Origin of the sequence: Xylanibacter ruminicola (assembly GCF_900107775.1) — a bacterium.
Lineage (GTDB): Bacteria > Bacteroidota > Bacteroidia > Bacteroidales > Bacteroidaceae > Prevotella > Prevotella ruminicola_C.
Map to the genome: position 1 here is coordinate 412305 of NZ_FNRF01000003.1, position 25338 is coordinate 437642.

General features: G+C 48.7%; 16 protein-coding genes. 5 read left to right on the plus strand and 11 right to left on the minus strand.

Annotation, left to right across the window (positions count from 1 at the left end; translation table 11 throughout):
* The first annotated feature begins 112 nt into the window (after positions 1-112).
* Positions 113-1288 carry an MFS transporter gene (locus tag BLU97_RS09320; RefSeq protein WP_074761291.1) on the plus strand — a complete coding sequence of 392 codons (1176 nt, stop codon included), beginning with the start codon at positions 113-115 and terminating at the stop codon, positions 1286-1288.
* Here BLU97_RS09320 and BLU97_RS09325 read toward each other — a convergent pair whose 3' ends face one another.
* The 10 genes from BLU97_RS09325 to BLU97_RS09370 form a co-directional block, all read right to left on the minus strand.
* Complete coding sequence (locus BLU97_RS09325; RefSeq protein ID WP_074761293.1) at positions 1289-3928, minus strand: PD-(D/E)XK nuclease family protein; 2640 nt, start codon at positions 3926-3928, stop codon at positions 1289-1291.
* Entirely contained in the window at positions 3925-7146 is a 3222-nt protein-coding gene (locus tag BLU97_RS09330; protein ID WP_074761294.1) for a UvrD-helicase domain-containing protein, read from the minus strand. Before BLU97_RS09330 ends, BLU97_RS09325 begins: the two co-directional genes overlap by 4 nt.
* Positions 7140-9173 carry a DUF5686 family protein gene (locus tag BLU97_RS09335; RefSeq protein WP_139208970.1) on the minus strand — a complete coding sequence of 678 codons (2034 nt, stop codon included), beginning with the start codon at positions 9171-9173 and terminating at the stop codon, positions 7140-7142. The genes BLU97_RS09330 and BLU97_RS09335 overlap by 7 nt, the downstream gene beginning before the upstream one ends.
* Positions 9174-9187: 14 nt before the next feature.
* A complete protein-coding gene (gene uvrA, locus BLU97_RS09340; protein ID WP_074761298.1) occupies positions 9188-11983 on the minus strand; it encodes an excinuclease ABC subunit UvrA in 2796 nt (931 codons plus the stop codon).
* 6 nt (positions 11984-11989) lie between these two features.
* Positions 11990-13429 carry a tagaturonate reductase gene (locus BLU97_RS09345; RefSeq protein WP_013064280.1) on the minus strand — a complete coding sequence of 480 codons (1440 nt, stop codon included), beginning with the start codon at positions 13427-13429 and terminating at the stop codon, positions 11990-11992.
* Between the two features lie 112 nt (positions 13430-13541).
* Positions 13542-14135, minus strand: a complete 594-nt coding sequence (locus BLU97_RS09350; RefSeq protein WP_013063361.1) for a response regulator transcription factor — start codon at positions 14133-14135, stop codon at positions 13542-13544.
* Positions 14132-15289, minus strand: coding sequence for a sodium ion-translocating decarboxylase subunit beta (locus tag BLU97_RS09355; RefSeq protein WP_013065095.1), 1158 nt, complete (start codon positions 15287-15289; stop codon positions 14132-14134). The genes BLU97_RS09350 and BLU97_RS09355 overlap by 4 nt, the downstream gene beginning before the upstream one ends.
* 30 nt (positions 15290-15319) lie before the next feature.
* Positions 15320-15772 carry a biotin/lipoyl-containing protein gene (locus BLU97_RS09360; RefSeq protein ID WP_074761489.1) on the minus strand — a complete coding sequence of 151 codons (453 nt, stop codon included), beginning with the start codon at positions 15770-15772 and terminating at the stop codon, positions 15320-15322.
* Positions 15773-15777: 5 nt separating this feature from the next.
* Positions 15778-16803, minus strand: a complete 1026-nt coding sequence (locus tag BLU97_RS09365; protein ID WP_074761300.1) for an OadG family protein — start codon at positions 16801-16803, stop codon at positions 15778-15780.
* Between the two features lie 40 nt (positions 16804-16843).
* Positions 16844-18535, minus strand: a complete 1692-nt coding sequence (locus tag BLU97_RS09370) for a putative transporter (RefSeq protein WP_074761302.1) — start codon at positions 18533-18535, stop codon at positions 16844-16846.
* 229 nt (positions 18536-18764) lie between these two features.
* Between BLU97_RS09370 and mutA the strand changes: the two genes are divergently transcribed.
* Genes mutA through BLU97_RS09390 form a run of 4 tightly spaced genes read left to right on the plus strand, consistent with a single transcriptional unit; the run spans position 18765 to position 24881 of the window.
* Complete coding sequence (gene mutA / locus BLU97_RS09375) at positions 18765-20627, plus strand: methylmalonyl-CoA mutase small subunit (protein WP_074761304.1); 1863 nt, start codon at positions 18765-18767, stop codon at positions 20625-20627.
* 19 nt (positions 20628-20646) lie between these two features.
* Positions 20647-22812 carry a methylmalonyl-CoA mutase gene (gene scpA, locus BLU97_RS09380; RefSeq protein WP_074761305.1) on the plus strand — a complete coding sequence of 722 codons (2166 nt, stop codon included), beginning with the start codon at positions 20647-20649 and terminating at the stop codon, positions 22810-22812.
* Positions 22813-23865 carry an NAD(P)/FAD-dependent oxidoreductase gene (locus tag BLU97_RS09385; protein WP_074761307.1) on the plus strand — a complete coding sequence of 351 codons (1053 nt, stop codon included), beginning with the start codon at positions 22813-22815 and terminating at the stop codon, positions 23863-23865.
* Positions 23862-24881 (plus strand): FAD-dependent monooxygenase, encoded by a 1020-nt coding sequence (locus BLU97_RS09390; RefSeq protein WP_074761309.1) that lies wholly within the window; start codon positions 23862-23864, stop codon positions 24879-24881. The genes BLU97_RS09385 and BLU97_RS09390 overlap by 4 nt, the downstream gene beginning before the upstream one ends.
* 65 nt (positions 24882-24946) lie before the next feature.
* Here the strand turns inward: BLU97_RS09390 and BLU97_RS09395 are convergent, their stop codons facing one another.
* On the minus strand, positions 24947-25189 hold the full coding sequence (locus BLU97_RS09395; RefSeq protein ID WP_074761311.1) for a hypothetical protein: 243 nt from the start codon (positions 25187-25189) through the stop codon (positions 24947-24949).
* Between the last annotated feature and the right edge of the window lie 149 nt (positions 25190-25338).

Below are 25338 nucleotides of genomic sequence, written 5' to 3' on the forward strand. Positions count from 1 at the left end.
CTTTTGCACTTATTTTTGCGCAAAATTACACTAAAATCTCGAAAATAGCAAATTTCTCATAAAAAATCACTAATTTTGCAGCCGAAATAATAAAAGAATCATTAAAACCAGAATGAATTCACAGAGTACGCCCGTACATATCAGGTTGTGGCATAAAGACTTTTGGTTGATGGCCATTGCCAACTTCTTGTTGGCAATGACGGTCTATATGCTCGTACCTACTATGCCCCGCTGGCTGATGGATGCCCAGCAGTTCTCGGCTCAGGATGCAGGTATTGCTATGGCTGCATTCGGAGTAGGACTGTTTGCACTTGGTGCATTCATATCTTATATGGTTCAGCACTATCGTAGAAACTTAGTGTGCATATTTGCTGTGCTGGTTGAAGCACTATTGATTACAGCCCTGTATTATATAGATGGTTTGCACATGCGTGTGGCCTACCCTATGGTGGTCTTCGTACAGCGTTTTGCACAAGGTGCCGTGTTCGGATTGGCCCAGATGGTGCTGACAAGCACGCTGATTATCGATACCAGCGAGTCGTTCCAGCGTACCGAGGCTAACCACTCGGCTGCCTGGTTCTCAAGGTTTGCACTGAGTATGGGGCCTATGGCAGGCTTGCTCATTGGGCGCATTGCAGGCTTCCACTATGTGCTGTTGGCAACCATGGCTTGTGCTATGGCTGTGGTGGTACTGGTGCTGCTGGTAAACTTCCCCTTCCGTGCGCCTCAGGACGATATTCCTACTGTTAGCTTGGATCGTTTCTTCCTGCCTCATGGATTCCCCTTGTTTGTAAACCTGCAATTGGTGACCTTGGCAGTGGGCATCATCCTGTCGGTAGTGCTGATAGAGCAGTTCTACTCTATGATGATGGTGGGCTTTGCTGTGGCCATCCTATCACAGCGCTTTGTGTTTAAGAATGCAGAACTGAAGAGCGAGGTGGTAACAGGCTTGATACTGATGGGTGTGGCCCTGCTGATGATGATCACACGCCATCTGCCTATCGTGATGTATGCAGCCCCGCTGTTTATTGGTATGGGTGTTGGTTTGATAGGTTCGCGCTTCCTGTTGTTCTTTATCAAACTGAGTCGCCACTGTCAGCGAGGCACCTCGCAGAGTACTTTCCTGTTAGGTTGGGAGAGTGGTATCGCATGGGGTGTAGGCGCAGGTGTGGCCATCTTCCAAGGTAACGTTACAGCCGCGCTGATAGCTGCCTTGGTGCTGGTAATAGCTGCTTTGGTTATGTACCATTTTACCCACAACTGGTTTACAAACAACAAAAACAGATAATTACCCTCGACAGAGTGCAGCGTAGGGGCATGTTTCGCAACGATGCTGGTCATCAGTTGGCACAAAAGCCATCTGAGCATTATAGATATCGTCCAGCTGTTGGCGTAACAGCGTTATAAACTCATCCGAATAATCTGCTATATCAGTGATGGCTTCCTTACCAATCTTCAGGGTAGGGTCGTAATCCTCGTTACCTGCATGCTGAATAAACAGCAGGCATGGCGACACCATCTGTGGCGTTTTGTTGCGTACGATATGGGCGTAGAGTAGGGCTTGCAGAAAGTAATCGCTATGGTCCTTGATGGCCTCCTGTGAGAATATAGCTGCCACATCGGGCATGGCTTTCATCTGGCGCGAACCTGTCTTATAATCTACCACACGGATACGTTCCAGTCCTGTTTCAGGATCTGTAATACTATCCAAACGGTCGATGACACCAGCAATATACTGATTGTTCAAAGTGATGTTAACAGGCTTTTCGAGACCCAGGATGCTGAAGGGTGCTAAACGGCGATCGCATTCCAACAGCTGGCGCAGGTACTTGATAATCACCTCACGATTAATAAGCTGCAAACCATCTAATGGGGGCAGAGGGCGTGAGGCATCGTGGATATGGAAGAACTCTAGCTTGATAGCCTCATCTACCACACGTTCTATTGTTACCTCTTCTTTCAGCAAATCGTCGATAGCCATCGTGGTAATGGTGGCTTTGGTTGCTACCAGATACTGGTAAACCAATTGTGCGGCCTTGTGGAAGATGTTTCCAAACAAGCGGTTGTCAATCAAATCGTCCTCTGTGCTGTCGGGCTCTTTCAACTCGCATACATAACGATAGAAGAATCGCAGTTGGCAGCGCAGATAGGTGTTGATGGCTGTAGGACTGATGCCGCCTGCATCTTTGGCAAAGCGGCGCTGCAGCTGACTCATCACCTCGGGTGTCTTGTTAATGGCCTGAGGCGCATGGAGCTGAGGTGTTTGTCCAGCCTTCAGGGTTTGGAACGTGATAGGTATCTTGTTCTCAACCATCAGTTGCAGCATAAAGCGCGACATCTCGGCTGTTTTACCATCGCTGGTGGCATTGTTATAAAGGATGGTTACATCTTTTGCACGTTGCAGCAAGCGGTGGAAATAATGCTCGTAGATAGATACCTTGTAATCGATTGTGGTCAGTCCGTAGGCCTTACGCAGGGCATAGGGGATAAACGAGGTATCGTTAACGCCACGTGGCATGTTACCCTCGTTGCACGAGAGCAGAAGCACATGGTCGAAGTCGAGGTTTCGAGTTTCGAGCACACCCATCACCTGGATTCCTTCGGCAGGTTCGCCATGGAAGGGAATAGAGGTGGTTGATATCAGTTGTACAATCAGGCGTTGCAGCGTAATCACATCCACTTTCAGCACGCCACTATCCACCAGACCGCTTAGTCTGTTAAGCAAGGTGTACATACGGAACAGGCTCTCAGTATCGAGTGGTGAGTCGATGATAGGACTCTTTGAGGTGGCGATGGTCTGCGTAAGACTAATGAGCCAATGCAGTAAGGGCTGGATATCGGTATAACGCTGACTGGCAAAATCATCGGGCATCAGTGTGGCGTATGGATGGCGCTTGATGCTCTCAATCCATCTACGTGCAAAGGTCTGCTTGCGCAGCGAATAGCCATGCACCTGCATGTTGATAAGCGTGTTGATGAGCGACGCTATCGAGGTTTGACCAAGCGGATAACCTGTGGTGATATTGATCTTGTCAACATTCTCGGGCAAACAGTGGATAACTGTTTGCAGCAAGCCCTCGTTGCAAAGCACAATGGCTGTTTTGCGACCATCGTTAATGCGATTGGCATCCAACCACTCGCTGATATAGCGTGCCTGGATATTCTCGGTAGGAGCTGAAATCAGGTTAATGTGGTGTGGTGGCACCTCGTCGGTATCCTGATAGAAGATGGCCTTGCCCTGCTTCTCCAATCGGCTGAAGAGTGTTTGTTCTACCTTCTGCAAAAGGTTGAAACCAATAAACACATAAGTATCGTATTCAAACTCTAACGTCTCGTCTGTTGCCACCTGGCGATAGAGGGCACCCTCGTAGGCCAGTTGCTTTTTGGCCAACTGCTGGTTGTAAGCATGGTAAATCTCACCAATATGGCTCCACAGGCGTAGGAATCGCTCTTTCAGTTCAGTGTTATGCTCCTCAGAGAAATTGCTGAAAAAGCGTTTAATCATCTCGCGCTGTTCAGGTGTGAGGTACGAGGTGTCGTCGAGCTCGTGTATATCGCGTAGGTTGGCCAGCACCTTATCGGCAGGTGCCATGTTCTTATCCAAATCGTCGAAGTCGGAAAGCAACAGCTGGCCCCATCCATAAAAATGGTCGAGTGTCTCGTCTATACCTGTACAGGCTGTAAATACACGATGCAGTTCGCATACCAGCAGGATAGGGTCGGCCACCTGCAGTTTTGAGTGCGAGCGGAACAAATCGCTGATGGTAATATAGGCTGGGCTCCAGATGGGCTTGCCTGCCAGACGAGCCAGGTGCTCGTTAAGGAACAGCGATGCACGCTTATTAGGGAACACCACTGCTATTCGTGATAGATTGGTGCCATATCTGGAAAGCAGATCTTCTGCTACATGTTCAAGGAAACTCTTCATACTTCTTCAATCTTATTACTGTAAACATACCACAGGTAGCCTTTGATGTTTTGGTGACCCATTGATTGCAAGAGGTCCTTATAACGGCGTACCTGGGCATGATAATCAGGGTTAGGGTGGCCGAATTTAAAGTCGACCACAATCCACTCGTTGCCATCTGTCATTACACGGTCAGGGCGATGTTCCTTCACCTCGCCATCTACAACAGAAAGGATAGTACACTCGTTAAAGAGCGTCCAACGGGGTGAGAACCACGAGGCCACACGTGGGTCGGCCAGGCGTTTACGCAACATGGTGGTAATCTTCTCGGCAGTCATCTCCTCGTCGTACAGAATACCCTCGAACTGCAAGCGCTGCAGGGCTTCAGGGATATCCTTCTCTGTCTGTATAGTTGAGAAGATTTCGTGTAACACGCTACCAGCCTGAATATAGCGGTGCTGTTGATCCAGTTCGTCGCCCTCGATAAAGTCGCGGCTACGATTACTCTGACGGAAGTTTACCTTACTCTCAAAGTTGCGGATAGCCACGTGCACAGCCTCCGACTTCTGCAGGAAGGGGTTCTTGCTGGGTTCTTTTTCTTTCTGCTCAGTTTCTCCAACAGTGAACAACCCCATCGTGAATACAATCGCTGCATCATTGTTCTCCATACCCTCCAACTGGGCATCTGGTCTGTCGTTAGCCACCAAAGGCAGACATAGCTCTATCAAGGCCGAACGTGAGTTCTTTACGCCACGCTTACCAATTACATACAGACTCTTAGCGGCACGAGTAAAGGCCACGTACAGCAGATTCAGATTGTCTACCATGTTCTGCAGGTGTTCGTGCAGGTAATCACCTTCGTAGATGGTGCCTAACATCGCCTTCTGACTATAGTCGATAGGCGCAATTGGCAGGTCGTTGAATGGTGCCTCGTTAGGCTGGCACCAGATAATGTTATCTGTTGTCTTCTCCAAAGGCCAGTCGCAGAATGGGATAATCACATGGTCGAACTCCAAACCCTTTGATTTGTGGATGGAGATCAGACGGATACCATTGGTTTCATCGCTCTGGATAGTCTTCTTACAAAGCGACTCTTCCCACTCAGTAAGGAAAGCCTGGATATCTGTAGTATTCTCGTTGACATAGTTGGCCAATTGGTCGTAGAAGGCACACAGGTAGGCACCCTGACCCTCTAAGCGGTGTAACTCGAAGATAGCATAAATCTTTTCAGCCAACTCGTAGAGTGGTAAGGTTAATAGCTCATCAAAGTGGGCTATATAAGCCTTGGGCAGGTAGTCATCAAGGTTGGCACCTGCTATCATAAACTCGTTATCGCTCAGTTCCTTACCCTGAACGGTGCAGAGCCAGGTTTTTACAATTGCCGCCTTAGTAAGTTGGTCGTCGGGTGTGAGCAGGAGCTGCAGGGCCTGAATCATCAGACATACTGCACTCGACGCATCTAAACGGAACGCCTCGTCGCTCACAATGCTTACTGATGGCAGATGTTCTAGAAAATACTGGGCAATAATGGGTATGTGGAAGTTATAGCGCACCAGGATGGCGATATCTTTCTGACTAACGCCTTGACTGATGAGCTCGCTCACGTTTTCAGTCATGTGGGCCAGCACCTCTTCCTGATACTCTTCGCTTGGCAGCAGTTCGATGGTAATCTTACCTTCCTGTGGTTTGTCTTTGGGTACCTGCTGGGTTACATCGGCATAAGCTTTCTGCAGCTGCTCGCGCTCATCGCAATTCAACTCCTCGAGTGCTGCATATTCTAAGTTGGCAGCATGGGTAAAGAACTGGTTGTTGAAATCGATGACATTTCGCGTAGAGCGGTAGTTGGTTGAGAGCGACTTAATCTCCATGAGCATGGCATTAAACTGCTGCTCAATACCATTCAGCAAACGCCAGTCGCCTGAACGCCAACGATAGATACTCTGTTTTACATCGCCCACAATCAGGTTACTGCCATCGTCATGACTCATGGTTTCTGATAGCAGCACCTTGAAGTTCTGCCACTGGATGGTAGAGGTGTCCTGAAACTCGTCGATCATCACGTGCTTGAGTTGGGTTCCTATCTTCTCGAAGATAAACGGTGAATCGCTGCCATCAATGAGCGAGTGGAGCAGTTGCTGGGTGTCGCTCAGCAGGAAACGGTTATCTGTCTCGTTAATCTCGCGTACCTTTTTCTCAATGCTGCTTAACAGGCGTAGCTGGTTGAGATGACGCAAGGTGAGATTGGACGACTGGAAGATTTTCCATTGCTTTTCCTGAGCCTCTACAGCACATTTCAGAATCTGTAACAGCGAACCCTCAACCACATTCAGAACGGCATCGCGCTGGGGGTGGGTCTTGGGGCACCACTTCTCGATATTCTCCAAATGATTATTCACCGTTGTTGTGATAATGCTTGGATCGAAAGTGCCCTTACGGAGTTTGTTAAAGTAACTGGCGATACCTCTCTGCTTACTCGACAGATCGTCTGCACTCAAGCCTTCGCCTTCGAGGGTATCGAAGAACGATTCGCCAATCTCTTTCATATAGCTCTCGGCTGCCTTCTTCAGCTCGCGTAGGGTGGTGGTATAGTTCTCAAAGAATCCTTCCTCGCCCATCTTTTGTTCGAGGGTTCGACTCACCTCTTTATAATAGTCTTTAAAGATGTTCTGACCAAACTTCTTGATCTGTGCAATTACGTTCCACGATTTATCATCAGAGATATTCTCCATGATATACTTCAGAATCCATTGCAGCATCACATCTGTTGTGGTCAGATCCTCAATCAGCTGGTCGACAGCCAACTCTTCCACCTGATAATCGTTCAATCCAATACGCAGGTTGGTCGTCAGGTCAAGTTCGCGTGCCATGTTGCGCAGCACACTCTGAAAGAACGTATCGATAGTCTCAACACGGAAATAGTTGTAGTTGTGGGTGAGGTTGTTGAGGGCTATACCGGCTCGCTCGCTGATAACCTCAGGCTTTAGGCCTGTCTTTGTCTGAATGTTCTTCAGATAGTTGTCTGATTCTGGCAACTGTTTCCAGATGCCATACAACTGACTGAGAATACGCATCTTCATCTCTTCGGTAGCCTTGTTGGTAAAAGTTACTGCCAGGATGTTGCGATAGCTCTGCGGATTCTCTACCAGCAGGCGGATATATTCGGTTGCCAGGGTGAAAGTCTTACCACTTCCAGCGCTGGCTTTATATACGGTGAGTGATTTCTGTGTTTCGTTTACCATCTTCTGAATAGTTCAAATTCCACCTCTACGCCAATACGATCGAAGTGGGTGTTACGGAAACTGGCAAAGGCGCCAACCGAGATATACCTGTTGGTAAAGCCATAGCCTAATTCGTAATAGGGACGCGAATCCTGCAGCAATACGCCGCTCAGATAGAAGCGCTCTTTCTCGATATATTTTCCCAGATAAGGAATCCATGTGGCCACCAGCATGGGCGACTCGTACGACACGTTGCCTCGCAGATAATAATCGGATTGGTTATACACGCGACTACGTAGCAGTTGGAAGTTACCACTCCAGTCGTCGTCCCATCCCTCAGGCAGATTCTCGTCGCGGAAGTTGGCATAGTCCACAAACAGGTTGTCCTTCTTGTTGGTATAGAAACCTGCACCAGCACGCATATTAAGCAATCGCAGACCAGGAATCTTCTTCTTCCATTGTGCATCAAACTCCCAGCGCTCGTATTCTAAATCCGATTTGTTAACCCCCTTCACGCCTCGCTCGTAATCTACCGAGAGTACGGGGCCACGATTAAGCCAAGGCGAGAACTTCAGGCCGATGCTTGGTGCAAAGCTTCGATACTCTGTTGGCATGTCGTAACATTTCATCAACTCCTTGTTAACAGCCGAACGGCGATGGTATATGAAGCCTGTCTCGATATCCAGCCAGTCGAACACCATGATATTGTTGATGATGCTGAGATGCTGGTCCTTAAACTTGTCCATATCCGTATTGTCGAAGTTGATGGTGTCCTGATGGGCAGCGTTAATCACATCCATTACCGTAGATGTACTGATACGGTTACCATTACCAAACACTACCTCGGTATATCCATTACGTTTTGGGTTATACGTCATGCGAAGTGGTGCTGTAAAGTAGAACTGATGATCCTTGAAGGTGTAACCAAACGTGGGATTGAGCGTTAAATAACGGTGGGCCGAGAAGTTGTACTGCGAACGGAAGCGCATCTTATAACGTACACCACGGGCATGACTGTAACTTACATACATCGGGTTGATGATAGGCGACATGCTGAAGTTGGCCTCCTCCGATTCAGCTTTGATTGGTGTAACCAGATTCTCGCCAATGGTGTCCCAGAAAACCTTCTTCCAAAGTCGCTGTTTCTTGGGTAGCGTGTCTCGTGCCATCGAGTCCTGACGGTTTTTCTGGTCGTAGGCCTCGTATATCTGCTTGTCGGTTTCTGTAAGTGGTATGGGACGAACCTCATTCATCAAGTCCCTGCTATCCATTCTTTCTACAGAATCGGGTAGCGTCTTGTTGCTGTTATAGTTGGCATCGAACAGAGCCGAAATCCTGTTGCCCATGAAGCGGAACGTGGCAGCTGTGGTGCATTTGGCTGGCATGATGGATCGCCCGCCTTCTTCGCCCTGCGTAATCTCTGTGCGGAAGGTGAGCATATCATACTCGCCATTCAGCAGCGTTCGGATAATGCGCCCAGTGTTGGTGTCAACAATGGCATAACCATTCAGCAACTGCGTATTGTATATCTTCGGACGGAACTCCAGACGGGTGGTTCCGTCGTGCTGCAGCTTCTGGGTAAAACGGTAATACCTGCGATTACATTTGTTGAAAGGCGAGAGCATGTGCCCATTGTACAAGTCGATATCGTAGATGTTGGGCGTCATGTAGTCGAGCAGGGTAGGGAGTGCCTTACGGTTACGACGGATGGTGCCTGACAGCAACTGGTTGGTAATGTCGTAATCGTGTGCATTCATAAACAATACCTTGCTGTACGACTCGCGGATATAATCCCTCTCGTCCTTAGCCATCACATACATCGATGGGATGAGCCATAGTATAGCATTGCGCTTATCCACGTGGTATCGGAACTTGGCGTACACCTGATCCTCAAGGCTATCGATGGCTGCTGTGTTGGCCTGCTGGTAATTGTAGATACGATTCAAGATATTCAGCGAGTCACGTTTGTTGCTCGCTGATACACTCATGACCATACTCGTAAGTATGGCGGTCAGTAGTGTTTTGGTGAATAGTTGATCGTATCTCAAAGTTGTTACTCTTTTTATTCCAGTTTTTCTTTCAGGTATTTACCTGTCAGACTCTCTTTGCATGCCACCACTTGTTCAGGCGTTCCTGCTATCACTAGGTTACCACCCTTATCGCCACCATCTGGTCCTAAGTCTATCACATGGTCGGCACATTTGATGACCTCCATGTTGTGCTCAATAATCAGGATGGTATGGCCTCGTGCTATCAGGGCCTCGAAGGCTTTCAGCAGGCGTTGTATATCGTGGAAATGCAGACCTGTGGTAGGCTCATCGAAGATAAAGAGCGTGGGCTCCTGTTTCTCCTGTCCGATAAAGTAGGCCAACTTTACACGCTGGTTCTCACCACCAGAGAGCGACGATGAGTTCTGTCCCAGTTTGATGTAGCCTAAGCCCACATCCTCGAGCGTCTTCAAACGCTTTACGATGACGTTCTCGCCACCCTCTTCGAAGAAGGTGATAGCCTCTGAGATAGTCATGTTCAGCACATCGTCAACACTCTTGCTACGATAGTTTACATCCAGAATCTCCTTCTTAAAGCGATGACCATGACACGCCTCGCACTCCAGCACTAAGTCGGCCATAAACTGCATCTCTACCGTGATGGTACCTGCGCCCTTACACTCCTCGCAGCGTCCACCATCGGTGTTGAACGAGAAGTATTGTGGCGTAAAGCCCATTTGTTTGGCCAGTGGCTGCTGGGCGTACAGATCGCGAATAGCATCGTAAGCCTTCACATAAGTAGCAGGGTTAGAGCGTGTGCTCTTGCCTATGGGGTTCTGATCTACAAACTCAATATGCTTGATAGCCTCTACATCGCCATCCAGTCCCAGATATTCGCCTGGTGCATCGCAAGCTTCGCCAATGCGGCGTCGCATAGCAGGATACAAGATGCCTTTGATGAGGCTCGACTTACCAGAACCTGAAACACCTGTTACCACCGTCATCACGTTGAGAGGTATCTTTACATCGATACCCTTCAGGTTGTTCATACGTGCACCTTTGATGGTGATGAATCTGTTCCAAGGGCGACGCGATGGGGGCACAGGAATCTCTTCCTGATGCAACAGGTATTTTACGGTGTAGCTCTTAGGCCATTTGGTGAGCGAGGCTTCGTTTACCTCTTTGGCATCGCCATCAAACACAACCTCACCACCCAGGCGTCCAGCATCAGGACCAATATCTATCAGGTGGTCGGCTGCGCGCATAATATCCTCGTCGTGCTCTACTACTACCACCGTATTACCTAACGATTGCAGCTCTTTCAGTACGTGAATCAAACGATCGGTATCTCTCGAGTGCAAGCCAATGCTGGGCTCGTCGAGGATATACAACGAGCCAACCAGCGAACTACCCAACGATGTACACAGGTTGATACGCTGACTCTCACCACCCGAGAGCGAGTTCGACAGTCGGTTGAGGGTAAGATAACCCAGACCCACATCGAGCAGGAACTGCAGACGACTCTTGATTTCTGTTAGCAGGCGCTTACCAATCTCGGCATCGTGCTGGTCGAGCTCCAAGCGATCAAACCATTCCTTTACCTTTACCACAGGCATTTGTACCAGGTCGGTAATGCTGCGCCCGCCTATCTTCACGTAATCGGCCTCGGGCTTTAGGCGTGTGCCATGACACTTGGGACAAGTGGTCTTGCCACGATAGCGTGCCAGCATCACACGGTATTGTATTTTGTACTGATTCTCCTGAACCATCTCGAAGAAGGCATCGATACATGGACGTTCCTTCTTGCCTTTATCCGAGGGCAGTCCGTGCCATAGCCAGTCCTTCTGTTTCTGAGTCAGGTTCATGTAAGGCTCAAAAATGGGGAAATCATCTTTGGCCGCGTGACGACAGAACCAGTCGAGCCACTCTTTCATTTTCTCGCCATGCCAGCAAACTACACAACCATCGTAAACAGATAAGGTGGTGTTGGGGATGACTAATTTCTCGTCGATACCAACAATACGTCCAAAGCCCTGACACTCAGGACAGGCTCCTGCTGGCGAGTTGAACGAGAACATCTGGTCGGTAGGCTCCTCAAAGGTCATGCCATCAGCCTCAAACTTCATCGAGAAATCGTAGAAGATGGTAGGTGGGAATAACAAGCGCAACTCACCATGACCTTCGTAGAAAGCAGTTTCGGCTGAGTCAACCAAACGGGCAATCACATCCTTGGTATCATCTACGCTCATGCGGTCGATTACTAGGTAGATATTTTCGTCGTCGAACTTTCCTACTGCCAGATAATCATCTATTCGTTGGAAATCATTGTTTACGTAGATGCGGGCATAACCTTCCAACTGGTAGGTCTTAAGCTGTTGCTCCATAGAGCGCCCCTCGCGCAGATGGATGGGTGCCATCACTACGAATCGGGTGCCTTTCGAGAACTCAAGCATTTTCTGTACCACATCCTCGGTAGAGTGCTTCTTCACCTCGCAACCACTGATGGGCGAATAGGTGTGACCTATGCGGGCAAATAGCAATCGTAGATACTCGTAAATTTCTGTGCTGGTGCCCACGGTGCTTCGTGGATTCCTTGATATTACCTTCTGCTCGATAGCGATGGCAGGCGGTATGCCGCGAATGAAATCACACTCAGGTTTGTTCATTCTTCCAAGGAACTGTCGGGCATAGCTCGACAAACTCTCTACATAACGGCGTTGGCCTTCGGCATACAATGTGTCGAAGGCCAAAGATGATTTGCCGGAGCCACTGACTCCGGCAATCACAACAAATTGGTTTCGGGGAATTTTTACGTCAATATTCTTAAGGTTATTAACGCGTGCCCCTTTTATCTCTATTGAATCACTCATTCATTATTAAAGAATACTCTTCACGGCCTCGAGCATGCCTACGCTCTTAATGAGGTCGAGATCCTGCTTCACCATAGCGTTCAGACCAGGAACCTTGTTCAGGTCCTCCTGCCAGATGAACTCGGCGCCCAGCACACCATCGGTAACCTTCTGTGTGTCGCCTGTTGCCCAGAGCTCCTTCAGCAGGTCCATAATCTTCTGGTCGTCGTTTGGTACAATCTCAACGCCATCCTCGCGCTTACCACCCTTGTAGTAGGTGATGATAGCAGCCAGACCGAATACCAATCCCTTAGGCAGCTCGCCCTTGCGCTCCAGGAATGTCTTTACACCGGGCAGATCGCGAGCCTGGAACTTGGGGAATGAGTTCAGCATGATGCTGGTTACCTGATGATCAACGTATGGGTTGTCGAAACGCTCCAGTACGTCGCCGGCAAACTTCTCGAGCTCGTCCATAGGCAGGTCGAGTGTCTGCATCAGCTCTTCAAACTGAACTTTGTGGATATATTTGCCGATTACCTCGTGGTTGCAGGCATCGCGTACGATGTTAACACCACTCAGGAATGCTACAGGGCTCAATACGGTGTGAGGGCCATTCAGCAGGGTAACCTTACGCTTGTGGTAGGGCTCCTCTGATGGTACAAAGAGTACGTGCAAGCCAGCCTTGTCAGCGGGGAACTCCTCGGCAACCTCTTTTGGTGCCTCGATTACCCACAGGTGGAAGTTCTCGGCTTGTACAACCAGGTTGTCGCGATACGAAATCTTCTCCTGAATCTCGGCAATCTCCTTGCGTGGGAATCCTGGTACGATACGGTCAACGAGGGTAGCATATACGCCACAAGCCTCCTCGAACCATTTCTTGAAGTCGTCGCCAAGGTTCCAAAGTTCGATATACTTATAGATGCAATCCTTGAGCACGTGGCCGTTCAGGAAAATCAGCTCGCAAGGGAAGATAATCAGTCCCTTGGTCTTGTCGCCGTTGAAAGTCTGATAACGACGGTACAACAGCTGAACCAGCTTACCTGGGTAGCTGCTTGCAGGTGCATCCTCGAGTTTGCATGAGGGATCGAAAGCAATACCAGCCTCGGTTGTGTTCGAGATAACGAAACGAATCTCAGGCTGATCGGCCAGAGCCATGAAAGCGGCATTCTGGGTATATGGGTTCAAAGCACGACTAATCACATCAATACGCTCCAGGGTGTTAACGGGCTTGCCGTTCTCGCGACCCTGCAGATTTACATGGTACAGACAGTCCTGAGCATTCAGCCAGTCAACCATACCTTTCTCGATAGGCTGAACCACAACAACCGAACCGTTGAAGTCGGTCTTCTGGTCCATGTTCCAGATAATCCAATCAACAAATGCACGGAGGAAGTTTCCTTCGCCAAACTGAATAACCTTTTCAGGCATAACGCTCTTAGGAGCAAACTGTTTGTTTAGTGGTTTCATTTCTAAATATTGTTTTAATTGTTATTATTTGCGAGTGCAAAGATAGGCGAATTTTGTGATACTTCCAAATTTGAGGATACTAAATTCCTAAAAAACCACGAAAACCTTTGCGCTAAATTTTGTTGATGTCAACATAGCCATGCATCACGGCATAGATGGTAAGTGCCGAAACACTCTTCATGCCCAGTTTGTCCATGATGTTCTTGCGATGGGTAATCACCGTTGCCAAGCCGATGTTCAGCTTGTCGGCAATCTCCTTGTTGATATATCCCTGTACAATCAGCGACATCACTTCGATTTCGCGATCCGACAGGATTTTCTGACTCAAGATAGCTGGCATGGGTGGCAGATGCTCGCCTTTGCCATGAGCGTGCTGCTCCAGCATCAGTAACGAGCGTACCAACTCGGGTTCGGGCACGTTTACACACAGACATTTAAAATCTGACAGTTGCGACATGGTGTCGAGCGACAACGTGAGCACGATAGTTTTGCGCTTGTTCTCTGTAAAGAATGCCATGTTCTCCACCACTACCGACATGGCAGTAAAGTAGTGGAAATAACTCTCGGGTTCGTTGGCTTGAAGTTCTGATAACGATCCGAATATGTCAACCGTCATGATGGGCATGACGTTCTGGAGAATAGCCTTCAACCCCAATGCCGAGAGGGTATTGGGGTCGATGATAGCTATCTTGGGTCTATTGTTCATGATAAGAATCCTAATAATGCACCAGCGGCTACAGCCGAACCAATCACACCAGCTACGTTAGGACCCATGGCGTGCATGAGCAGGAAGTTGTGACGGTCGTACTCCAGACCGAGGTTGTTAGATATACGTGCTGCCATTGGTACGGCGCTTACGCCGGCGTTACCAATCAGCGGGTTCAGTTTCTTGCCTTCGGGCAGGAACAGGTTCATCAGCTTAACAAAGCAAACACCCGATGCGGTGGCAATCATAAAGGCCATAGCACCAAGGGCAAAAATCTTGATGGTGTTGAAGGTGAGGAACTCGCTGGCCTGTGTTGAGCAACCAACGGTTAAACCTAACAGCATTACAACGATGTCGTTGAGTGCGGCACCAGCAGTCTTTGCCAAACGGGTGGTCTTGCCACTCTCCTTCAGCAGGTTACCAAAGAACAGCATACCCAGCAAGGGCAGGCCCGATGGTACGATGAAGGTGGTGAGCAACAAGCCGATGATGGGGAACAGAATGCGCTCTGTTTGTGATACCTCGCGACCAGGCTTCATCTTGATAACGCGCTCCTTATCGGTGGTGAGCAAGCGCATGATGAATGGCTGGATAACGGGTACCAACGCCATGTACGAGTAGGCACAAACGGCGATAGCTCCCATCAGGTTGGGCGACAGCTTTGAGCTGAGGAAGATGGCGGTAGGACCGTCGGCACCACCGATGATGGCGATACCAGCAGCCTGCGAGGGCTCGAATCCCATAGCCAAGGCCACCATATAGGCACCAAAAATACCAAACTGTGCTGCAGCGCCAATCAGCATTAATTTGGGATTAGCCAACAGGGCTGTAAAGTCGGTCATGGCACCAATGCCCAAGAAGATAAGTGGTGGATACCAGCCCTGGCGCACACCTTGATAGAAGATGTTAAGCACAGAGTTATCCTCGTAAAGTCCTATCTCAAGTCCTGCATCAGCGCGGAAGGGAATATTGCCAAGAATGATGCCAAGTCCGATGGGGACGAGCAGCAATGGCTCAAAGTCTTTCTTGATGGCAAGCCAGATAAAGAAGGCTCCCACAGCAATCATGATCAGGTTTCCTACCGTTGCATTGGCAAAGGCCGTGTAGGTAAGGAACTCATGAAAGTTCTGTATGATAAACTGTCCTAAATCCATAATTGTCAACTTTCAATTATCAAATGTCAACTAACCTATGGTGAGTAGAACAGAGCCTTCCATCACGCTTTCACCGGCTTTTACGGTGATTGATGTTACAGTGCCTGAGTACTCGCTCTCGATGTTGTTCTGCATCTTCATTGCTTCGAGTACCAGCACTACGTCGCCCTGCTTAACGGTGTCGCCTACGTTCACCTTCACATCGATGATGGTGCCTGGTAGTGGTGCCTTAATGGCCTGACCTGAGCCAGCGGCTACAGGCTTTTCGGCTGCGGGTGCAGCTGCAGGGGCTACCGAAGGACGAGCCACTGTCTTAGGTGCTTCTACGCGAACCTTCTTGAGTGTACTTGTGGGGTTGATGGGTTGCTTCAGCTCAACGTCGAAACGTACGCCATTTACTACTACTTTGGCTACGTTGCCCTCCACTTCTTCTATCTCTACGTCGTAATCAACGCCTTGTACTTTATACTGATACTTATTCATATTGTTCAACGGATTTCTGGGGTTGTTGGAATTTTGGGTGCATTATGTGATGTTGGGATAACGGGCTTCGAGAAGTGTGTCATCTGACTGCCTTCGTCGCTCCATCCTGTTTCACGAGCCTTGATGGTAATGATACCACTCTCAACATCGTGAACATCATCCTGATACTGTTTCAGGGCCATAGATATAACGGCTATGTAAACCTCCTTGTCTATACCCTTGGTCTTCAAACCATCCTGTAGAATATTACCTGTGGCATGTGCCAGGTCGTGGGTAACCTCAACAGTTTTGGTAATGGGTTTGATGGGCTGGGTGTTTGCCACCTTCTTGGCCATCTCGATATTACGCATAATGAGTCCGAATACCCAGAAGAATACGAAGAGTACTGCCAGACAGAAGAACACGATGCCCATGGCCAGCAGTGTAATGCCGAATCCGTGTGGGTCTTCGCGCTTCAGATAAGCGTCCTTGGTCTCATCGGTCTTGATAAAGTTCTCAATGCCAGGTGTTACGTTCTCAGCCGATTTTACAGCCCACGATTTGGCGTTCTGTCGAGCATAGCTCTGATCGGCAGCCAAAGCAGGGATGGTTACTGAGTCGATAAGTTCGGTGGCATTTCCGTTGTAGAATCCCAACCAAAGGGGCTCCGACAAGGGAACGTTGAGCGAGAGGTGCAACTTACTCTGTGCAGGGTTAGCGTTGCAGTAGAAGATTAGGTGCTGATGCCCGCCTATCTGCGTACGAGGATCGCCACTGGGGATAACACTCATGCGCTTGATGCGTTCAGGCACACTCATCTTTGGATCGAGTACGGAACGATCAGTAGTAAAATACATACCACGCACGTTATAGGTAGTGAACGAGGTGTTCTCCAACTCTATCCATGCGTGGTTTTGTCCGTAATCATCCTGAATGCTGGCGGTATTGTTGGTCAGCACCTCGTTAATGCGAATGTTCTTGGCTCCTTGAGCCATCATCGCCGTGGCGCTGGCCAGCAATATGCCGCTGAGCAGGATTTTGGTTTTCTTCATTTTGTTGGTAAATTATTATATAAGTTTATTGTTACCTCCGTTAGCCGCAGAAGAACAATACCACAATCTGCGCTGTGAAGATGCGGAGGAACATAGCCAGCGGATAAACCGTTGAGTAGCCCAGAGCAGGAGCTTCCTTAGAGCAGATGCTGTTGGCATATGCCAGTGCGGGGGGATCGGTATAGGTACCGGCAATCATACCAGCCAACGTGAAGTAGTTGAAGCCAAACTTCCAGCGAGCCAGTGGGCCTACAATCAGGATGGGGATGATGGTGATGAGGAAACCTGTGAGCACATAGAGCAGTCCGTCGCCCTGAACCACAGTCTCAAAGAACCCGGCTCCAGCCTTGATACCTACCGATGCCAGGAAGAGCACCAAACCAATCTCACGCAGCATCATGTTAGCCGATGTGGTGGTATAGGTTACCAGATGTATCTTATAGCCATAACGGCCAATCAGAATAGCGATGATAAGTGGACCACCAGCCAAACCTAACTTAACAGGTACAGGCATGCCAGGAATAGCTACTGGGAACATACCGAAGATAAGTCCGATAAAGATACCCACGAAGATAGTGGCGATGTTTGGTGCGTCCAAACGGCGGATTGAGTTACCCATCTTACCAGCCACGTTGTCAACAGCGTCCTCAGGACCAACAACCATGATGCGGTCGCCTACCTGCAGGGGCAGGGTGGGAGATGCGAAGATGTCCATACCATGACGGGTTACGCGGGTTACGTTAACACCATGCACACTCGAGAAGTGCAGCGATGCCAGTGTCTTACCGTTAACCTTAGGATTGGTAATAACAATACGCTTTGAAACCATAGGCTGATCCTGCTGCTCAAAGTCGATGTCGAGCTTAGGACCGATAAAGGCGGTGATAGCCTCCTGATCGGCCTCGGCACATACTATCAGCATCTGGTCGCCCAGGTGGAAGATGGTATCACGGTTAGGGATAAACAGTTCACCCTCGTGTACCAGACGTGATACTACGAAGTCGCGGTTCAGGAAGTCGTGAACCTGCAGCAGAGTCTTTCCCTCCAAGTATTTGTTTGTTACCTCAAGGTGCATCTTGTAAGGCTTCTTGTTAGCGTTGGTCTCGTCCAGCGCCTCAAGATCCTTCTCTTCGTTATCCAGCTTAACCTTGCAGATATACCTTACTAATATAATGGCACCGATAATACCCAGCACACCAAGTGGGTAAGCGCAGGCATAGGCCGATGCAATCTGTGGAGCGTTGCCTCCGAATACAGTCGAGAGTGCCTCGTTGGCAGCACCAAGTCCAGGGGTGTTAGTTACGGCACCATACAGTGTACCAACCATCATAGGCAGGTTGTTGGTATTGTTAGTGTCGAAGAAAATGTAGTAGCAGCCGAACATAACCAGGATGTTAAGCAGGATAGCTGTGGCAGCCATCGCATTAAGCTTAATGCCCTGTGTACCAAAGCTTTCGAAGAATCCAGGACCAACCTGCAGACCGATCATGAATACAAAGAGTATCAGTCCGAAGTCCTGTACGAATGTAAGAATGGGAGTAGGAGCAGTAAAGCCAATGTGTCCGGCCAGAATACCTGCAAAAAGCACAAAGGTTACGCCCAGTGAAACACCAAAAAACTTAATTTTTCCTAAATAAACACCAATCGCTATCACAATAGCGTAGAGTAGCGTAATGTGCGCTACCGAGTCTGTCGTCGTAAAAAGGTCACTTAACCACTGAAATGATTCCATAAATAATTCTAAATAATACCTATTCTTTAAAATATCTCAAATTCGACTGCAAAGGTAGTTAAAAAATGCTCATCTTTATCATTTTTGTGCATCAAATTTCGTATAAATAGTGTTTTTTTATTTCTTTCACACTTCAAAATGCCGTTTTGAGCAAAAATGTTGTATCTTTGTCCTCTGTTAAGAATAAACTTAAAACATTACTTATATAATAATTAAACGTATCAAATCTATGGCAAACAAAGAGAAACTCTTTACCGAGTTCACAGCCCCTACCAAACAGGAATGGCTCGACAAGATCGAGGTAGACCTGAAAGGTGCTGATTTTCAGAAACGCTTGGTATGGAGAACAAACGAAGGTTTTAACGTACAACCCTTCTATCGCCGTGAGGATCTGGCCAATTTGAAAACCCCAGATGCCTTGCCAGGCGAGTTTCCATTTGTACGTGGCAATAAAAAGGATTCGAACGAGTGGTATGTGCGCCAGAATATCGAGGCTGCCGACCCAAAGGCTGCTAACGCCAAGGCACTCGACATCCTGAACAAGGGTATCGACTCATTAGGTTTCCATATTCCTGGAAAGCTGGTTTCGATGGATACTATCGAGACATTGCTCGATGGCATTTACTGCGAGTGCGTAGAGGTTAACTTCTCTACCTGTCAGCGCCATTCGCTCGAACTGGCCGAAATCCTGAAGACTTATTGGACCAAGAAGGGGTACGACAAGGAAAAGATAGTAGGCTCGATTGAGTGGGATCCCATGAAGAAGATTGTGATGACGGGTAAGGATGTAACACCTGTGCTTGCCTTTGGTCCTAAGCTGGCCGAGTCGCTCAAGGAGTATCCCAATTTCCGCAGCATTACCGTTCATAGCGATGCACTTAACAATGCAGGTGCCTACATCGTTCAGGAGTTGGGTTATGCTTTGGCTTGGGGTAACGAGTATCTGCAGCAGCTTGTAGATGCTGGTGTGGATGTTGATCTGGCTGCTAAGAGCATCAAGTTTAATATGGGTGTTAGCGAGAACTATTTCATGGAGATTGCCAAGTTCCGTGCCGCCCGTTTGCTGTGGGCTCAGATTGTAAAGCAGTACGAGCCTAAGTGCGACTGCGCTTGCAAGATGATTATCAACGCCACCACCTCTACTTATAACCAGACACTGTTCGACAGCTATGTGAACCTGCTGCGTTCGCAGACCGAGGCTATGAGTGCCGCCCTGGGTAGTGTTCACTCGATGGTGGTAACACCATTCGATGCACCTTACGAGGAGGCAACCGACTTCTCAGAGCGTATCGCCCGCAACCAGCAGCTGCTGATTAAGGAGGAGAGCCATTTCGATCGTATCGTAGATCCATCAGCTGGTTCGTATTATATCGAACACCTGACTGATGCGCTGGCTACCGAGGCTTGGAAGATATTCCTGAAGGTTGAAGACGAGGGTGGATTCCTCGCTGCTATCAAGGCTGGAACCATTCAGGACGATATCAACGCTACCAACATTAAGCGTCATGGCGATGCTGCCAAGCGTAAAGAGTTCCTGCTGGGTACCAACCAGTTCCCGAACTTCACCGAGAAGAGCGAGAACAAGCGTGCCTACAAACACCATTGCGGTTGTGGCGGCGTGCACCATCATGGCGAGGAGACTGTAGCCTTTAAGGGTATTGAAAGTACCCGCCTGGCTGCCGACTTCGAGAATCTCCGCATACATACCGAGGAGACTAAGGTGCCTACAGCCTTTATGCTTACTATTGGTAATCTGGCCATGCGTCAGGCTCGTGCACAGTTCTCGTGCAACTTCCTGGCTTGTGCTGGCTATAAGGTGATTGATAACCTTGGATTCAAGACCGTTGAAGAGGGTGTTGATGCCGCTTTAGAGGCTAAGGCCGATATCGTGGTTATCTGCTCGAGCGACGACGAGTATGCCGAGTACGCTATCCCTGCCTTCAAGTATCTTAATGGTCGCGCCATGTTTGTGGTAGCTGGTGCACCTGCTTGCATGGACGATTTGAAGGCTGCTGGCATCGAGAACTTTGTACATGTAAAGTGCAACGTGCTCGAGACTTTGAAAGAATATAATCAGAAACTTGGTATTTAAAGAATAGGAGACTTGAATTATGCGTAAACAGTTTAAAGATATTGATATCTATGCAGGCATCAAGGCTCAGGATGGTGCCAAGTGGATTAAAGATAATGGTATAGAGGCCAACTGGAAAACCCCAGAGCACATCGAGGTTCGTCCGGTTTATACAAAGGAAGACCTTGAGGGTATGGAGCACCTCGACTTTACAGCTGGTATCCCTCCCTATCTGCGTGGTCCGTATTCGATGATGTACCCCTTCAAGCCTTGGACTATCCGTCAGTATGCCGGATTCTCTACTGCCGAGGAGTCGAATGCCTTCTATCGCCGTAACTTGGCTTCGGGTCAGAAAGGTCTTTCTGTAGCTTTCGACCTGCCTACACACCGTGGTTACGACCCCGATAACGCTCGTGTAGTGGGCGATGTAGGTAAGGCTGGTGTATCAATCTGTAACGAGGAGAACATGAAGGTGCTCTTCAGCGGTATCCCCTTGAATAAGATGTCTGTCTCGATGACCATGAACGGTGCCGTGCTGCCTATTCTGGCGTTCTATATCGTAGCCGGACTGGAGCAGGGCGCTCAGCTCGAGGAAATGGCTGGAACCATTCAGAACGATATTCTGAAGGAGTTCATGGTGCGTAACACCTATATCTATCCACCTGCATTCTCGATGAAGATTATCGCTGATATCTTCGAGTACACCTCGCAGAAGATGCCTAAGTTCAACAGCATCTCTATCTCGGGTTATCACATGCAGGAGGCTGGTGCTACTGCCGATATCGAGCTGGCTTACACCTTGGCCGATGGCATGGACTACCTGCGTACGGGTGTGAATGCCGGTATCGATGTGGATGCTTTTGCACCTCGTCTCAGCTTCTTCTGGGCCATCGGTATGAACCACTTCATGGAGATTGCCAAGATGCGTGCAGGCCGTTTGTTGTGGGCTAAGATCGTGAAGAGCTTCGGTGCTAAGAATCCTAAGTCTTTGGCTCTCCGTACCCACTCGCAGACATCTGGTTGGTCGCTCACCGAGCAGGACCCATTCAATAACGTAGGTCGTACCTGTATCGAGGCTATGGCTGCTGTGCTGGGTCATACCCAGTCGCTGCACACCAATGCGCTTGATGAGGCTATCGCTCTGCCTACCGACTTCTCGGCTCGTATTGCTCGTAACACCCAGATCTATATCCAGAACGAGACAAAGGTGTGCAAGCAGATCGACCCATGGGCTGGTTCTTATTATGTTGAGACCCTGACCAACGAGTTGGTTCACAAGGCTTGGGAGCATATCCAGGAGATTGAAAAACTGGGTGGTATGGCTAAGGCTATCGAGACAGGTCTGCCTAAGATGCGTATCGAGGAGGCTGCTGCCCGTACTCAGGCTCGTATCGATAGTGGCGTGCAAACCATCGTAGGTACCAACAAGTACCGTTTGGAGCACGAGGATCCTATCGATATCCTCGAGGTTGATAACACCGCTGTACGCAAGCAGCAGGAAGAGAGCCTGAAGGAGGTTCGTTCTACCCGCGACGAGGCCGCTTGTCAGGCTGCACTCAAGGCTATCACCGAGTGTGTACGCGACTTCAAGGAAGGTCGCAAGAGTGAGAACAACCTGCTCGATCTGGCTGTAAAGGCCGCTCAGCTTCGTTGTACTCTGGGTGAGATTTCAGATGCCTGCGAAGAGATCGTGGGCCGTTATAAAGCAGTAATCAGAACAATTTCAGGCGTGTATAGTTCAGAATCTAAGAACGATAAGGAATTCGAGGAGGCTAAGAAGCTTACCGACGAGTTTGCTCAGAAGGAAGGTCGACGTCCACGTATCTTCGTTGCCAAGATGGGGCAGGACGGTCACGACCGTGGTGCTAAGGTAGTGGCAACAGGTTATGCCGACTGTGGCTTCGACGTGGATATGGGACCGCTGTTCCAGACTCCTGAGGAGGCTGCTCGTATGGCCGTTGAGAACGATGTGCACATTGTTGGTGCCTCGTCGCTCGCTGCTGGTCATAAAACGCTCATTCCTCAGCTCATCGAGGAACTGAAGAAGTTGGGGCGTGATGATATCATGGTAACTGCCGGAGGTGTTATTCCTGCTCAGGATTACGACTTCCTCTACAAGGCAGGTGTGGCCTGTATCTTCGGTCCTGGTACCCCGATTCCGTATTCGGCCATCCAGATGATGAAGATATTGTTAGACAAAGAATAAATGAAAAAAGTAGATGTAGTGATAATCGGAGCCGGTCCTGCCGGCTCCGTTTGTGGTAGCTTATTGAAGCAGGCTGGGGTTGACTGCGTGATTGTAGATCATGCTGATTTCCCGCGCGACAAGGTTTGTGGTGGAGGATTGACGGTTAAGGCGTGGCGACTGCTTGATTCGCTTCTGCCAGGACTTTCTTACGATTTCCGTCCCATAAACCGCATTCGTCTCCAGTTCGAGAACGATGCCGTGTGCGAGTTTAATGCCGAATATCCCATCCGCATGACGTTGCGCAAGGATTTCGATAATTCTCTGCTTCAGTATTACAAACAAGCTGGCGGTGAGTTAATAAAGGGCTCGTTCGCTCGCTTTAAACAGCAGGACGATGGACATGTGCTCGTACGTCTGAAGTCGGGTGAAGAGTTCCTGTGTAAATATCTTGTGGCCGCCGATGGTGGTAACAGCCGTATCCGTCGCCAGATAGCAGGACCGGTTGATATGAAGCGTCATGCACTTTTCCTTGAGTATTACGTAGATGGCAATCATCACGACGATGTGTATGTACATTTCTCGCATCAGTACAAACCAGGTGTATTCTATCGTTTCTCAAGCAATGGGCGCGACATGTATGGCTTTGCCTCTGCCGATACCAACGAGGACTATCCGCGCCATCTGGGTAAGTTCCGCGATACGCTCACCAAGTTTCAGGTGCCCGAGGGAAATGTTCGTGGAGCATACATCCCGCTCAAGACGGTTTGTTCGCCTACTGATAATGTTATCCTTATCGGCGATGCAGGCGGATTCCCCAACAAACTTACTGGCGAGGGCCTTTACGATGCTTTCAAGACGGCCTATAATGCCAGTCGAGCCATCATTGAAAACAAATCATTCAAGGACACCAATAGCGAGGTGTTCCGTAAGATGCAGAATCAGCAGAAGGTCTACGAATTCTTCTTTAGCCGTTTTGGTTTCTGGCTGGTTCGCCGACTCCTGCATCACCCCGGAGCCATCAAATGGCTCTTCGATACAAAGATGAAACGCGAAAAATTTACAAATAAATGAGAGAGTTTGATGTAGTGATAATCGGAGCCGGTCCTGCTGGTTCTGTTTGTGGTTATTTGTTGAAGAAGGCTGGCGTATCGTGCTTGCTAATTGACCATGCTACATTCCCTCGTGATAAACTGTGTGGTGGCGGACTCACGCCAAAGTGTTGGAAACTTCTGGAAGAGCTTATTCCTGGCATCAAGTACGAGTACAACTGTATTCGTGACATCCGTTTAACAGTTGAAGACTGTCATTGTTGTGATTTTACAACAGAAACCGAGCTTCGTCTTGTTAAGCGCAAGGTGTTCGACAACCAGCTGCTTGAGCTCTATAAGTCGTTAGGTGGTGAGTTCCTTCATGGTGCATTCCTTCGCTACGACGAACAGTCTGACGGTTTAGTAGTTACATTGAAGTCGGGCGAGCAGATAGCTTGTCGTTATCTGGTGGGTGCCGATGGCTCTACCAGTACTGTGCGCCATTTCCTGACTGGCAATCACGACAATGGTTTCCTGATTCTTGAGCAGTATGAGAAGAAGGCGCCTGAGAACAGAATTGAGGTGGAATTGTCGCGTAAGTACAATCTGAGGGGATATTATTACCGTTTCCCTAACAGCGAATTCGATGCTATCGGTTTTGGTGCCGATGTGGCTACAGCGCAAACCTATCAAACATTCTACGATATACTGAAGGAGAAGAATATCCCTGTTACCAAGTTACGTGGATGCCACATTTATCTTAAGAACGATTATCCTCTGAACGATCGTGTTATCTTGATTGGCGATGCAGGTGGATTTGCCAACCGTGTTACTTCTGAGGGTATTAAGGCCGCTTTCGAGACAGCCCGCAATGCAGCCCTGGCTATTACGAACGGTCGTCCCTTCCGCGAGGTAAACGCCCATATGTTTGCCAAGATGCAGAAAGAAGAGCGTTTTGCACATTTCTTCTTTAAACCATCAATAATCAAGATTCTGGGTTGGCTATGTCATTTTCCATCAGTTGTTAAGTGGTGCTTCGATCGCACTTTACGTCCCTGATAGTGATTATCAAATAGAAAAAAGCTCCCTCAGTTTTGGGGGAGCTTAATTCTTTCAGTTTGTAATTAAATAAGCGAGTCTTGCTCGTTAATCATAAACGCCTTGTTATCCTTTTTTAAGTAGATTTGCAAATCGCCGAAGTAACCTGTTTGCTGGATCTCGGCCAGATTAATCTGAGCGTCTTCCTCCTGCTGGTACTCTTTGGCTTGAGCCAAATAACTAGTAAATACCAGTTCTTTCTTGTCTGTGTCCAGAACCGATACCCACTCGTTCTTCGAACGGTTTCCAATTACAAATTCTCTACTCATAGGTCACGTCTCGCATTCTATATTTCGACTTGTAGCTTGTTGTTTTGTAGATGCAAAGGTACATACTTTCTGCCAACATTATATCGCTAACCCTCGAAAATCTTATGTAAACGTTTGAGTAACCCCAACGAAAAGTAGGTTTTCGCACA